At 64.7% G+C, this 13,705-nt stretch carries 11 protein-coding genes; 4 read left to right on the top strand and 7 right to left on the bottom strand.

Features of this window, described 5'->3' with window-relative positions; translation table 11 throughout:
- The 4 genes from cofH to GO592_RS42090 all read left to right on the top strand — a co-directional run.
- A partial coding sequence (cofH, locus tag GO592_RS42075) for a 5-amino-6-(D-ribitylamino)uracil--L-tyrosine 4-hydroxyphenyl transferase CofH (protein ID WP_202715304.1) occupies positions 1-1,953 on the top strand: 1,953 nt, incomplete at its 5' end.
- Positions 1,950-2,756 (top strand): 6-phosphogluconolactonase, encoded by an 807-nt coding sequence (pgl, locus tag GO592_RS42080; protein WP_202715305.1) that lies wholly within the window; start codon positions 1,950-1,952, stop codon positions 2,754-2,756. The genes cofH and pgl, both read left to right, overlap by 4 nt.
- 41 nt (positions 2,757-2,797) lie before the next feature.
- Positions 2,798-3,706 (top strand): 2-phospho-L-lactate guanylyltransferase, encoded by a 909-nt coding sequence (cofC, locus tag GO592_RS42085; RefSeq protein WP_082324893.1) that lies wholly within the window; start codon positions 2,798-2,800, stop codon positions 3,704-3,706.
- The gene (locus GO592_RS42090; RefSeq protein WP_039950940.1) at positions 3,703-5,079 is read left to right on the top strand and encodes a coenzyme F420-0:L-glutamate ligase; all 1,377 of its coding nucleotides are present in this window, start codon (positions 3,703-3,705) and stop codon (positions 5,077-5,079) included. Before cofC ends, GO592_RS42090 begins: the two co-directional genes overlap by 4 nt.
- 136 nt (positions 5,080-5,215) lie before the next feature.
- On the opposite strand, the gene GO592_RS42095 is transcribed toward GO592_RS42090, so the two are convergent.
- From GO592_RS42095 to GO592_RS42125, 7 genes are all read right to left on the bottom strand, one after another.
- The gene (locus GO592_RS42095) at positions 5,216-6,172 is read right to left on the bottom strand and encodes a nucleoside hydrolase (RefSeq protein WP_202715306.1); all 957 of its coding nucleotides are present in this window, start codon (positions 6,170-6,172) and stop codon (positions 5,216-5,218) included.
- A 732-nt stretch (positions 6,173-6,904) separates the two neighbouring features.
- Complete coding sequence (locus GO592_RS42100; RefSeq protein WP_007296718.1) at positions 6,905-8,224, bottom strand: MFS transporter; 1,320 nt, start codon at positions 8,222-8,224, stop codon at positions 6,905-6,907.
- Positions 8,225-8,346: 122 nt separating this feature from the next.
- Complete coding sequence (locus GO592_RS42105) at positions 8,347-8,985, bottom strand: response regulator (RefSeq protein ID WP_007296717.1); 639 nt, start codon at positions 8,983-8,985, stop codon at positions 8,347-8,349.
- Positions 8,982-10,163, bottom strand: a complete 1,182-nt coding sequence (locus GO592_RS42110) for a GAF domain-containing sensor histidine kinase (RefSeq protein ID WP_007296716.1) — start codon at positions 10,161-10,163, stop codon at positions 8,982-8,984. The genes GO592_RS42105 and GO592_RS42110 overlap by 4 nt, the downstream gene beginning before the upstream one ends.
- 58 nt (positions 10,164-10,221) lie before the next feature.
- Positions 10,222-11,343, bottom strand: a complete 1,122-nt coding sequence (locus GO592_RS42115; protein WP_007296715.1) for a glycoside hydrolase family 88 protein — start codon at positions 11,341-11,343, stop codon at positions 10,222-10,224.
- Positions 11,340-12,506 (bottom strand): zinc-binding dehydrogenase, encoded by a 1,167-nt coding sequence (locus tag GO592_RS42120; RefSeq protein WP_007296714.1) that lies wholly within the window; start codon positions 12,504-12,506, stop codon positions 11,340-11,342. Before GO592_RS42120 ends, GO592_RS42115 begins: the two co-directional genes overlap by 4 nt.
- The gene (locus tag GO592_RS42125; RefSeq protein WP_007296713.1) at positions 12,503-13,699 is read right to left on the bottom strand and encodes a CaiB/BaiF CoA transferase family protein; all 1,197 of its coding nucleotides are present in this window, start codon (positions 13,697-13,699) and stop codon (positions 12,503-12,505) included. Before GO592_RS42125 ends, GO592_RS42120 begins: the two co-directional genes overlap by 4 nt.
- Positions 13,700-13,705 lie beyond the last annotated feature (6 nt).

Raw genomic sequence — 13,705 nt, forward strand, 5'->3', positions numbered from 1 at the left:
GTCAGCCCCGGCCAGGGCATGATGATCGAGTCGTTGAACCCGACGCTGATGGCCCACCGCGGTGCGCCCGACAAGACACCGGAACGACGGCTGGCCACGCTGGAAGCCGCGGGTGAACTCGCGATTCCCTTCACGACCGGGATCCTCGTCGGCATCGGAGAGTCTGCGCAGGACCGTGTCACGGCGCTGCGGGCCATCGCTGACCTGCACAGACGTTACGGGCACGTTCAAGAAGTGATCGTGCAGAACTTCATGCCCAAACCGGACACCGTGATGCGCAACGAACCAGCCTGCCCGCAGGACGAGTTCCTCCGGACGATCGCGATAGCGCGGTTGATCTTGCCGCTGGATGTGCACCTGCAGGCACCCCCGAATCTGTCGGAAGACTTCGGTCCGCTGCTCGACGTGGGGATCGACGACTTCGGTGGTGTGTCCCCGGTGACGGTCGACCACGTCAACCCGGAACGGCCCTGGCCCTCGCTCGACCGGCTCCGGGAGGTGACCGAAGGTCACGGCAAATTCCTCACACCCCGCCTCACCGTGTACCCCGAGTTCGCGCGCCGCCCTGACCGATGGATCGACCCCGGTCTGCGCTTCGCGATCATGGACCGGTCGGACGCCGAGTCGCTCGGCCGCGACGACCCGGGTGCGATGTTCCCCGAGAGCCACACCGATGCGAAGAACGTCGGCACCGGGGCGGAAGTCGTCCAGATCGGTCGACGCTCGACAGTGTGGAGCTCCGGGTCGGAGTTCGCGCCCACCGATCTCGTGCCGAGCCGCAGGCGAGGGTTCGGCGGGCCCGTCACGGACGTCCTCGAAGGTATCGCCTCGGGGCAGGAACCGGGAGTGGACGAGATCGTCACCCTGTTCGGAGCTCGTGGGGGAGAGGTCGCCGAGGTCGCCGAGTTCGCCGATCACCTCCGCTCCAGGGCGGTCGGTGATGACGTGACATTCGTGCGGAACCGAAACATCAACTACACCAATGTCTGCACCTTCAAGTGCACCTTCTGCGGGTTCTCCAAGGGACCGTTGTCGCTGAACCTGCGAGGCAAGCCGTACCTGCTGACCCTTCAGGAAGTCGCCGCCCGTGTCCGGGAGGCGTGGGATCTCGGGTGCACCGAGGTCTGCCTGCAGGGCGGCATCCATCCGTCCTTCGACGGCGACTACTACATCGACGTCTGCCGCGCGGCTAAGGAAGCAGCGCCCGATATCCACGTGCACGGCTTCACAGCCCTCGAGGTCACCGAAGGAGCCAAGCGGCTCGGGGAGCCGCTCGAGAAGTACCTACAGCGATTGGTCGACGCAGGACTGAAGTCGCTCCCGGGCACCGCCGCGGAAATCCTCGACGACGACGTCCGGGCGATCCTCTGCCCGGACAAGATCGGCACCGAGGAGTGGCTCGAATGTCACCGCGTCGCCCACTCGATGGGCCTGACGTCGAACGTGACGATGATGTTCGGAACCGTCGAGGAGCCCGTGCACTGGGCGCGCCACTTCCTCCGCACCCGAGAACTTCAGCGTGAGACCGGCGGGTTCACCGAGTTCGTCGGTCTTCCGTTCGTACACATGGCGGCTCCGATCTACCTCAAGCGAGGTGCGCGCCGTGGTCCGACCTGGCGAGAAGTAGTGCTGGTCCACGCGATTGCGCGAATCGTCTACGACGGGCTGATCGACAACGTGCAGGCGTCGTGGGTCAAGCTCGGACTCGAAGGGGTTCGTCAACTGCTCCAAGCGGGTGTGAACGACGTCGGCGGGACGTTGATGGACGAGAACATCAGCCGCGCCGCCGGCGCCGCCCACGGCCAGCAACTCGACGAGACAGACCTGGACGCGGTGGTGCAGGGAATCGGCCGGCGCCTGCGACGGCGGACGACGAACTACCTGACGCCTCCCACCCACCAGCTCGATCTGCGCGGTGGACCGACACATTCACCAGAGGTGATCCTCAGATGACAACAACAAGAACCACTTCCGCTCCCTCGAAGCCGATCCCCTATATCTACGACGACGGCGAACAGCTAGCCGGTGAGGTCGCGTCGAGGTTGCTTTTGACTCTTGCCCAGGCGCAGAAAGAGCGCGCCTACGCGTCATTGGTGCTCACCGGAGGACGAACCGGGACAGAGGTGCTCGAGCGACTACGCACCGCCCCGAATCGTGACATCGTGAACTGGCATCGAGTGAACTTCTTCTGGGGCGACGAGCGCTTCGTGGCCCGACACCACCCCGACCGTAACGAGAAGCAGGCGCGCGAGGCCTTGCTGGACCACCTGCCCGTGGACCCGAGCCGTGTGCACGTCATGGCGCCCTCCGACGGCGGCTTCGGCAACGACGCCACCGCAGTGGCAAACGCCTACCAGGCGCTACTGTGCGCGTACGGTCGCCTGGACAGGACGCCTCTGTTCGACATCTGCCTCCTCGGGATGGGCGAGGAAGGTCACGTCGCCTCGATCTTCCCGGACTCACCGGCAGTGCTGGAGAAGCAACGTGAAGTGGTGGCGGTGTACAACTGCCCGAAGCCGCCGAGCACCCGGATTTCGCTGACCCTCTCGGCGATAACGCGCTCCCGCGAAGTATGGCTGATGACCACCGGCGACGCCAAGGCGTCTGCAGTCGCGATGCTGATGGAGCAGGGGCTGACCCCCCAGCAGCTACCAGCAGCGGGGGCGCTGGGTTCGCACGCGACCCGAGTGTTCCTGGACGCGGCCGCAGCGAGCCTGCTCTCCAGCTGCGAAGACCTCGCCGCCTCGGCGCGGTAACCGACGATGTGAAAGACCCACCCGAGAATCCGAGTCTTGTAATGACGAATCCGAATCCTATCGACCTGATAATTCCGGTCAAGTCACTCTCCGAGTCGAAAACACGACTCCGGGGTGCGGCTGACGGCGGTACCGGAAAGATGAACGCGCACAAGAGGCTGGTCCTGGCGATCGTGCTCGACACGGTTTGCGCTGCGCTGCGGGCACGAGCGGTCGACTCGGTGCTCGTCGTCACGCCGGACCCGGTCGTGGCGCGCAGCGTCGAACGGCTCGGTGCACGCGTACTGGGAAACGAGCCAGCCGGCGGGGTGAATGCGGCATTGAACCACGGCGCGGCCCTGTTGGAGCGGGAACGCCCGGGCCGAGTGGTGGGGGCGTTGCCCGCCGATCTTCCAGCGCTTCGGCATCGCGAATTGTCTGCATTCATCTCGGCTACCGATGGCAGGCGTGCGTTCTGCGCCGACCGGGATGGGAAGGGCACCACGTTGCTGCTATCGGCGGCGGGCGAAGGACTGTTCCCGGCCTTCGGCATCGGTTCGGCGCTCGCCCATCAGGCGTCGGGAGCCATAGCTCTCGAGGGTGAATGGCCTTCGCTGAGGTCAGATGTGGACACCGCCTCCGACTTGCGCACGGTCCGGGGGTTGGGGTTCGGCTCCCGCATGGCTGCTCTGGGGTCGGCGCGCGAGTTCGCGTTCTTGGACAAACACGAGGCTGCGATGATTGACTTTGCTCGCCGCTGGCAGCCCTTCGGTGGCGGAAGCGCGGATGACATATTCACTACCTTCGGGGTGCCTCCGCGTCCGTATTTCAGGAAATTGACCGCACTGTTGTCGTCGAACGTGACTCCTGAACTCGCGGAGAGCCAGCGGGAAAAACTGCTGCGACAGGCGAAGTTGCGATTTGTAGAAGAGGATCGGACTATCCGACCTCGATTGCAGAACCAGCGATGAAGTCGGCCGCTCAGACTTCGGGTGCCCCGAACGTCCCCGACCACGGCTCTGTTAGCGGACTCCATGTATTTCCGGTGACTGGCCTTCCGGAGTTCCGGTCGGGAGACGACGTTGCCGAACAGATCGCTCACCAGGCGCCTTGGTTGGTTGACGACGACATCGTCGTGATCACGAGCAAGATTGTGTCCAAGGCCGAGGGACGAATCGTCGATGCGCCGACACGAGCTCAGGATCGTGAGGCGTTCCGGGCGCTTCTGGTCGAGCAGGAAGCCGTTCGTGTCGTTGCCCGCAAGGGGTCAACCGTCATCACTGAGAACCGTCTGGGGATTGTGCAGGCCGCTTCGGGAATCGATGGGTCCAACGTCTTCTCGCACGAATTGGCACTACTACCAGAGAACCCCGATGAGAGCGCGCAGTCGATTCGGTCGGGGTTGCAGCATCTGCTCGGTGTCAGCGTGGCGGTGATCATCACGGACACGATGGGCCGCGCGTGGCGCCGGGGGCAGATCGACGCGGCGATCGGTAGCGCAGGCATCGCGGTTCTCCACGGCTACGCCGGCACCAAGGACGCACAGGGCAACGTGCTGGAGGTGACCGAGGTGGCGATAGCCGACGAACTCGCGGCCGCCGCCGATCTGGTGAAAGGCAAGGTGGCAGGAATCCCCGTCGCTGTAGTGCGGGGACTGAAATCATACGACGACGGGTCAGGTGCGACCGATTTGTTGCGTTCCGGCCACGAGGACTTGTTCGGGCTCGGCACCGCCGAGGCGCTGGCACAGGGTCGCCGTGAGGCTCAATTGCTGCGGCATTCGGTTCGCGCTTTCAGCGACAGGCCGGTTGACCCAGAGCTGATCACGCAGGCGGTTGCCGAATCCCTGACCGCACCAGCCCCGCACCACACACATCCTGTGCGATTTGTATGGTTGCGGTCGCACGAGGTACGCGCGAGACTCCTCGCCGCCATGCGCGAGCAGTGGCGGATCGATCTGACCGCTGACGGCTTGCCCCCGGAGCAGGTGGAGCGGCGGATCGCCCGCGGCGGCATTCTGTTCGATGCTCCGGAAGTTATCGTCCCGTTCTGTGTGCCGGACGGCGCCCACGACTACCCGGACGCGCACCGTCGGCGCGCCGAGTCGACGATGTTCACTGTGGCGGTCGGCGCGGCGGTGCAAGGACTCCTGGTTTCCCTCGCCGCAAGGGAAGTGGGCAGTTGTTGGGTCGGTTCCACCATCTTTGCGCCGGAGATCGTGCGCACGGAGTTGGGTGTGCCGTCGGACTGGAAGCCGCTCGGCGCCGTGGCGATCGGTTACCCCACACGACCTCGGCACGTCCGTCTGCCCGCCGATGTGGCGGGGGCGCTCGTAGAAGTGTGAGTTCGCACGAACGCCTGCGGCACGTCCGTCTGCCCGCCGATGTGGCGGGGGCGCTCGTAGAAGTGTGAGTTCGCACGAACGCCTGGCCCAACGGCAGCCTTGTGCAGTGTCCGCTACGCGCCGTCGTTCGGCCTCTTCATGCCGGTGCCACAGCGAGACCGGCGACGCGGGTGAGCACGAGGGCACGGAATCGGTCGACATCCAGATCGACCGCCAAACGGGTACCCGGGGTCGCACTCCCTCCGGAGGTGGTGAAGGAGCCCGACAGCGTGCACACCGTCTGTCCGCGACCGACACCGACACCGGTCTCGACTTCGACTGTCGCGGTCTGCAATCGAACGATCGCAGGGTCGACAATCGCTGCGATCACCAAGGCGTCGTGCATGGGCCAGCCGTCCGCCTGAATGTCGCCGTAGCCTCGGATCATCGTTGCGAGGAGTGACCCGGTATGTGACCGCGCCTCGAGCATTGCGAGCGCTGTCTCGTCCAGGGTCGAACGTCGCGTGACATCGAGTCCCAGGAGCCAGGTTTCGAGATGCGAACATGCGAAGACACGTTGCGCCGCCTCAGGGTCGGACCAGATGTTGAACTCTGCAACCGGCGTGATGTTGCCCCGGCCGGTGCTCCCTCCCATGATCACCAGCTTGTCGATCCGGTCGATCAACTCGGGGTGCATGGCGACGAGCAGGGCGATGTTGGTCAACGGACCGATCGCCGCGATCGTCACGGACCGCGGTGCGGCCTCACGGAGCACCGACGCGAGGAGTCCGACGGCGTGTTCCTCGGACAATGCGCTGGTCGGCGCAGGAAGTTCGACGCCGCCCAGCCCGTTCTCGCCGTGCGGTGAGGGCTGGTTGTGCATTCCGATGCGGACGAGCGCGCGGTTTGCGCCCGCCGCGACCGGAACGTCGTCCCGCCCGAGTACGCGCAAAAGCCGCAGTGCGTTGTCGGTCGCGTCCTCGACCGGAGCGTTTCCAGCGACCGTGGTGACGGCAAGCAGATCGACCTCTGGGCTCGCCACCGCCAGAGCCAGCGCCAACGCATCGTCAATTCCTGGATCTGTATCGATGATCAATCGCGCAGGCGCAGCCACTGTCGGTTCTCCTCAGGCTTCTCGGGGTCGGCAGAATGCGACCGTGTAGAAACGATACAAGGTCGCCCGGCGATCTGCCGCAGAATCCAAATCGTCACCTATGCGCTAGATCTGATTGTCGGTTCTCACAAAGTTGCGCATTGTTCTTCACTCGACATAAGCGTTTCCACTGAAAGAGTGCCGCAGAGTATCCGAGAAGCTCAGACTGCTGGAGTCCGGAATGTGATCGTTCCGGTCGTCGCGCAGATGGGGATTCGTGATCGTTCAAGACGGGCCGACAAATATTCTGGGGTTCGGCTGCGGGGGTTGTTCTTGTGTCGAGATTCCAGGTCTGTCGGGGGAACTGATTCGGGAGTTTCTACCGGTGCTCGGATCGCTAAGTAAGGTTTGCTGCTTGCCACACCATCATTCCTTGCACGCCCTCGGAACCGCCTCGTCTGTTTTTCCCGGCTTCCTCCGGCACCGCAACGACTACGACAAATACGCATCGCCTGGGATTAACGACCTACCCCAGCTTCGTGACAAGCTACGGCACGGGGATGGCGAACTGCACGCATATCTTACTTGAGGTTCGTGGAGTTTGGCTTCGGGTCTGGTCCCGGCGCGGCGGGCCCCACGCCCCCGAGAGCGGTTATCACGCTTGCGACACTGAGCCTCGGGTGGCCACAGATTCCCGACCGGACCCGACCTACGGAGAAGTCGCCAAATGAGGTGCACGGGTGGCGAAGCCGCCTACGTGGAAGTCGGTGACAATCGCTCCTGGCCCGCGGCTTCGTCGTTGTCGGACAGATCTTGCCGGTAGGTCTCCCGCATGGAGATCACACAGACGACGGAGATGGCGCACATTGCGACCATGAACAGCGCGACGGCGACGTAGGAGCCGGTGCGATCCAGCAGGTACGTGGCGACGATCGGCGCGGGAGCGCTCGAGGCAAGGGTGCCGATCGTGTACCCGAAGGAGATTCCGGTGTAGCGGATGCGGGTGTCGAAAGCTTCGGCGAAGAAGGCTGCGAGCGGGCCGTAGGAGGTCGAGAAGGCGAGACAGAACGCCACGAACCCGACCATCGCCAGCAGGAAGGATCCACTGTTCACCAGCCAGAACCACGGAAAGGTGAACAGCAGCATTGCGACGACTCCTGCCAGGAACACCGGCTTCCTGCCGTAGGAGTCCGACAGTTTGCCGAAGAACGGCAGCGCGACGAACGTGACCGCCATGGCGACGAGGACGAGTGTCAGCATCTGGTTCCGCGTGTAGCCGACCTGCGCGACGCCGTAGCTGAGACCGAATACCGTGGTGCCGTAGAAGGTGACCCCGATGGCGAAGTAAGCACCACAGGTCAGGAGGACCTGCTTGGGGTAGTGGCGAAGGACCACCCCGATGGGCAGCTTCTCCAACTTTGCATTCTTCTTGACGCGATCGAAGTTCGGGCTTTCGCCGACGTGCAGTCGGACGAAGAGGCCGATCGCGACGAACGCACCCCCGATCAGAAAGGGAATTCGCCAACCCCAGGATTCGAACGCTTCGGGAGAAAGCCCGGCCATCAACAGGAAGACCGTGTTGCCCAACATCAATCCCGCCGGCACCCCCATCTGCACCCAGCTGCCGTAGTAGCCGCGTTTGCCGGCGGGCGCGTGTTCGACGGCCATGAGAATCGCCCCGCCGATCTCGCCACCGAGCGCGAGGCCCTGCACGAAGCGCAGGGTCACGAGAATGATCGGCGCGGCGACGCCGATGGACTCGTAGCTCGGGAGCAGCCCGACTCCGAGGGTGGTGAAGCCCATGATGGTCAGGGTGATGACGAGCATCGACTTCCGTCCGATCCGGTCACCGAAGTGGCCGAACACCACTCCGCCGATCGGACGCGCAACGAAGGCGGCGGAGAACGTGGCGAAGGCGAGCAAAGTGCCGATCAGGGAGTCGAACTCGGGGAAGAAGATCTTGTTGAACACGAGTCCGGCCGCGGTGCCGTAGATGAAGAAGTCGTACCATTCGACTGTCGTACCGACACCGCTGGCAAATCCGACTTTCGAGGTTTGGGACATTGTGAACATGTATGGCCTCCGTTGCCACGATTGCGGAATGATTCCTGTGGCTCGAATGTATGGGTGATCCAGGACACACAACATCTCCAGGTGGAGAGGTGGGGATGTGTCGCCTGGTGAACGGATTGTGTTCAGAGCAAGCGAAGTTCGTGGGCACGCGCAATGGCTTCGACGCGATTGCGCGCGTTCAGTTTTTGCATGGCGCTCTGCAAATAGGTTTTTACGGTGTTCCGCGCAAGGGAAAGTTCCTGAGCGATTTCGGGGTTGCTGTTACCCATTGCCGCGAAACGCAGCACCTCGTACTCGCGCCGAGTCAGGCCGGCACGGTACAGAGCCTCGGATGTCACGACTCTTCGCGATCCGGCCAGTCTTGGGTCGACAACCCGGATTCCGCCGGACACGCGGTGAATGGCCGTGGCGAAGTCCTGTCCGCTGATGTCCTTGACGAGGCATCCGTCCGCACCCGCCTCCATCAACAGATCGATGGCGCCGTGATCGGCGAACGCGGTGAACAGCAGTATCCGCGCGTGGGGCGCGACCCGCCGTAGTCGCGGAATGAGTTCGGGTGCAGGGATATCGGGAAGTCGAAGATCGAGGAGGATGACGTCGACGGGGAGGGTGCGGGCCAGCTCGACCGCCGCGGCGCCGGTCAGTGCACCTCCTACGACTTCGAGGTTCTCGTCCTCTCGCGCGAGAAGTTCGACCCCCCCGCGCACGATCGGATGATCGTCGACGACGAGGATGCGGATCGTCTTCGACGGCTCGGTCATGCACCCGACCCGTCGATTGCGTCTACCCAGCCGCGCACGGTGGTGCCGTTTTCGTCGTCGCTGACTACGGACATGCCGCCACCGAGCCGCTCGAGCCGTCCTGCGGCCAGCCCGAGCCCCAATTGGCTTCCTCGCACCGGGTCGTCTGCCCCGTCCACGCCCCGGCCGTCGTCGCTGATGACGACCGTCACTCTGCCCGACCGAACCGACAGGCTGACCACCACTGTGGATGCGTCGGCGTGCTTTTCGACGTTGACGAGCGCCTCCCGGACCAGTCGCTGGAGGGCCTCGATGCGGCTCACGTCGAGATCCGGAGATTCTGTCAGTGGTACGAAACGGGCCGGGATACCGGTCCGAAGCGCGAACGACTGGCAGTCCTCCTCGATGCCGACTGGGAGTTCCCGCTCGGGGGGTCGCGCGCTGAGGTCGGTCAGTGACCTGCGAATAGACGCATTGACGGCGTGTACCTGATCAGTGATTTCCTGCAGCCGATCGTGGATCGCCTGAGCGTCGCCCAGTGCACGCAGACTCTGCAGTTCGGCACCGATCCGGAAGAGGACCGGGCTCACGGAATCGTGCAGGGATTCGGCAAGCCGATTCCGTTCGGCCTCGATCGCGAGCTCCGTCTGAGCTGCGGCCCTCTGTGCGCTGACGAGAGTGACGGCGGCAGTCGCGGCGGTCGATTGGATCTCCGCGATGACTCGATCACCGAATGACGAATATTCGCGGGTGCCGACGTAGACGGCACCGAGGACACGACCTTCGTACACCATGGGCACTGCGAGCATTCCTCGCAGTGACTCCTGCGCCACGAGCGCGTCGAAGTCGTGAGTGATTCCGGCGTCGGACAGGTAGTCCCGGACCCAGACAGGTTTCTGCAGCATGATGCTCTTTCCGCCGAGTCCGACCCCCTCCGGCACCACCAGTCGGTGCAGAGCGTTGCTCTTCGTCCCCTGCCAACTGCGGTGAACCATCGCGCCGTCGACCTCGATGCGCCCTACGAGCGACATGTCGAAGTCGCCGATCTCCCGGATGCGCTGACCTGCCGTGGTCATGGCCGACGCTTCGTCCGTCAGGACGAGCAGTTCGGCACGCGAGAGCGCGAGGTCGTCGAGGATGGACGTCCTGACATCCGAGTGCTTGAACTCGTGAGCTGCGGTATGTGTACTTTCCGACACCGGCTTTCCTCGATCTTTCTTCCCCCCGGCGTTGGGCAACCCGTTCATGTCGGCTGGGTCACAGTGTCAGAGTATCGGACCGGCCGTCCAGGCTGATCAGGCACTCGAGCAGGAAGTAGTCGCCCCAGATCAGCTCGTTCCGCGTAGCGAAGTCCCGGCGTTTGTCGAAGCAACCGTCCATGAGGATCCCTGCCGGTCTGCTGTCGTGCGGTCCGGTCGGGGTGAGGTGGTCGAGGAGCGCATCCACGTGGGCGACGGCCCTGTCCCGGAAGTCGGTCCGGTCGGGAACCAGCCGGGCGAGCTTGAGCAGGGCGGCAGCGGCGATGGCAGTGGCGGACGTGTCGATCGGGACGTGCGGTCCGGTGCCGGCGTCGAAGTCCCATGACACGATTCCGGCAGTCGGCGTGCCCAGCCACCAGTCGGCAAGCCGTACGGCGGTCGGCAGGAAGGACGGCGACGCCCACTGCGCGGCCTGGGCGTACGCCACCATCGCCCACGCCTGCGCCCGACCCCAGGTGCTGTCGTCGTTCATGCCCTTGTGGGTGTAGCGGCGCAAGAGTGCACCGTTTGTCGTGTCGAACAGTGCCGACTGACAGACCGAACCATCCGCCCGGATGCAGAGCTCGATGTGCCGCTCCGCGTGACGGATCGCGGCGTCGAGGAACCGCGGGTCGCCGGTCTGCGCCGACGCCCACGAGAGCAGCGCGACGGTGCCCGGGACGGCGTCGATGTTCGCGGCGCCCTCGCCGACCGCTTCTGCTTCCTCCGCTTCCGCGCCGAGCGGGATCACGCCCGCTCGATCGTTGAAGCTTGCGAGCAGCCCGCGGGCACCGGCCAGAGCAGTCTGCGCCGCGCAGTCGCTTCCGGTGACGAGGTGGTTGACCGCCGCGCCATACCAGAAGAGGAAGCCGCGGAAGGCGGTGTCGGAGCTCTCCCGGGGCAGGACCTGCTCGGTGATCTCGTCGGCGAGTCGCGACAGGCGCTCCTCGCCGGACGCCACGAAGCCGAGTGCGGCGAGGCCGCCCCAGAATCCTCCCGTCCAGTTTCCGTCGGCGGTGGTCGTCCATTCGCCGGACTCAGGGTCACTGTAGTGCGGGAACTTGCCGCTGGTCTGCTTGGCGGTCGAGTCGATACGCTCGAGCATCGCGTCGATGGCGGCGGTGTACCGGGAGCCGGTCACAACTGACCTCCGGTCACGAGAACCGACTTGAGTGTGCGCCCGTCCCGCATGTCACCCATGGCCTCTTCCGCCTTCCCGAGCGGGTACTCGGTGACCATCGAGGCGAGGTCGAACCGTACTGCCAGCCGAGGTAGCGATTCGACGTATTCGAGGTGGTTGTGCGGGGAGAACGCCCAGCTTCCCAGCACCTGCAGCTGCTTCTTCGTGATGTAGTGGGGGTTGATCGGAGTGGTGCCGTGGTCCGTGTACTGCCCGACGACGAGGTACTTGCCCCCGCGCCGGGCGATGTCGATGCCCTCGGACACCGCCGTCGGTACGCCGGCGGCCTCGATGACGACGTCGGCACCCCGCCCGCCCGGCGTTTCCGCGAGAATTCGGTCCAGGCGGGCCGCTCGATCCGTCTCAGCGAAGATGTCGATGTGGATGTCGCCGATGCCCGCCGTCCGCGCGACCTCCAGACGGTTGGCCGGTCCGCCGACGATGATCACCTTCGCCGCCCCGGCGAGCGTGGCGTACATGGCGCACGCCAGTCCGACCGGTCCGCTGCCCTGTACCACGACGACATTGCCTGCGTCAGGCTTGGCGATACTGTTCACCGCGTGGACGGCAGTCGGTCCGGCACAGCCGAGAGCGATCACCTGCTGCGGTGTCACCGAGGACGGGATGCGGACGATCGTCGAGCCGGGCTGGAGGTAAATCTGCTCGGACCACCCACCCGACAGGTGGGGCCAGTCGGCCGAAGACTGATTGATGCCGTACACCTTGCGGGTCTCGCACAGTGACGGTTCCTGCTGATCCTCGCAGTAGTAGCAGTGCCCACACGGGATGTTGGACGCCCACGACACCGCATCTCCGACGCGAAGCTCCTCGCCACGCGCGTCCGTCCTGACACCCTCGCCGAGGGCGTGCACTCGACCGACCGCCTCGTGCCCCAGGATGACCGGCACCGGAATGGGCAGGCGACCCTGCTGCAGGTGGATGTCCGTTCCACAGATTCCCGCGTGCGTCACGTCGACGACGACCGCGCCGGCGTCGGGATCCACGCGTGGGAACGTCCTCGAGGCCATGGCCTGCCCGAACCCTTCGAGCACCATCGCTGTGGCCGTGCCGGTAGTCGGGCCGGTGGCCGGGCTCGCCGGGTCCGTCTGCGTCGCATTACTCATCGGATTACTTCCTTGCTGCGCAATGTCTGGACACGTGACTCGGATACTCCGAGCTCGTGAAGGATTTCGTCGGAATGTTCACCCACCGCGGGCACCCCTCGGCGTACCTGTGCGGGCGTTCGGGACAAAGTGACGGGACTGCCGATCAGGCGGGTCGTCCGCACGCCCTCGACATCGACGTCGACGAGTGTGCCGTTGTGGCGTGTCTGGGGATGATCGAGCGCCTCCTGCAGGGTGAGCAGCGGTGCGCACAGCAGGTCGACCCCGTCGAACAATTCCGCCGCCCCGGTGGTGCTCAGCCGCGCGATCAGTGGACGTAGGACCGCGTTGGCGGCCTCCTTGTTCTCGGCCTGGAGCTGTGGCGACGCGAAGGATGGCTGGACGGACAGATCGTCGATGCCGAGTGCTTTGCACGCCAGCTGCAGGGGGTTCTCGCGGAACAGGCCGAGCACCAGCAGCAAACCGTCTGTCGTCTCGAAGATGCCGCTGTACCAATCCGTCACCCAGTTGGTCTCACGCCGGTCCATCAGCAGCGAGGCACTTTCGAGGGTCTGCAGCGACAGTGCCGTATCGAAGAGGTTGACGCTGACCTTCTGGCCACGGCCGGAACGCTCGCGTTCGAACAGTGCGGCCAAAATCCCTTGCGCCAGAGCCATACCCGATGCATAATCGACCGTCGGTACCGGATGCACGTACGCCGAGATCGACGGGTCGCCGCACGACCTCGCCATCCCGCTGAGCGCCTGCGCGAGCATGTCCTGGCCGGCCTTGTGGGCATACGGCCCGGTTTCCCCGAATCCGGTCGCGGTACCGTAGACAAGCCTGGGGTAACGCTCCTGCAGGTCGTCGTATGTCAACCCGAGCCGTTCGACCGCCGCGGTCCGGTAGCTGTGGATGAGAACATCCGTCTCCGCGAGCAGCTGATGCAGAATGTCCTTTCCCTCAGCAGATTTCAGATTGAGTGCGATGCTGCGCTTGTTGCGGTTGACCGCGGCGAAGTAGGCGCCTGGGCGACCTGCCTCGAGTGAATCGCGATCCAGGCCCCTCAGCATGTCTCCATTGACACCTCGCTCGACCTTGATCACTTCGGCGCCAAGGTCGCCGAGAACCTGTGCCGCAACGGGGGCCTGCATGATCTCGCCGAGATCGAGTACTCGGATGCCGCTCAGCGCTTGCTGTTGAATGTGTTGCACAACGCC

The sequence above is a fragment of the Rhodococcus sp. 21391 genome (assembly GCF_016772255.1).
GTDB classification, from domain to species: Bacteria; Actinomycetota; Actinomycetes; order Mycobacteriales; family Mycobacteriaceae; genus Rhodococcus_F; species Rhodococcus_F opacus.

Coding starts and splice junctions, on each gene's coding strand:
- pgl (WP_202715305.1), top strand. CDS start 1,950: ATGACAACAACAAGAACCACTTCCGCTCCCTCGAAGCCGATCCCCTAT.
- cofC (WP_082324893.1), top strand. CDS start 2,798: ATGACGAATCCGAATCCTATCGACCTGATAATTCCGGTCAAGTCACTC.
- GO592_RS42090 (WP_039950940.1), top strand. CDS start 3,703: ATGAAGTCGGCCGCTCAGACTTCGGGTGCCCCGAACGTCCCCGACCAC.
- GO592_RS42100 (WP_007296718.1), bottom strand. CDS start 8,224: ATGTTCACAATGTCCCAAACCTCGAAAGTCGGATTTGCCAGCGGTGTC.
- GO592_RS42105 (WP_007296717.1), bottom strand. CDS start 8,985: ATGACCGAGCCGTCGAAGACGATCCGCATCCTCGTCGTCGACGATCAT.
- GO592_RS42120 (WP_007296714.1), bottom strand. CDS start 12,506: ATGAGTAATGCGACGCAGACGGACCCGGCGAGCCCGGCCACCGGCCCG.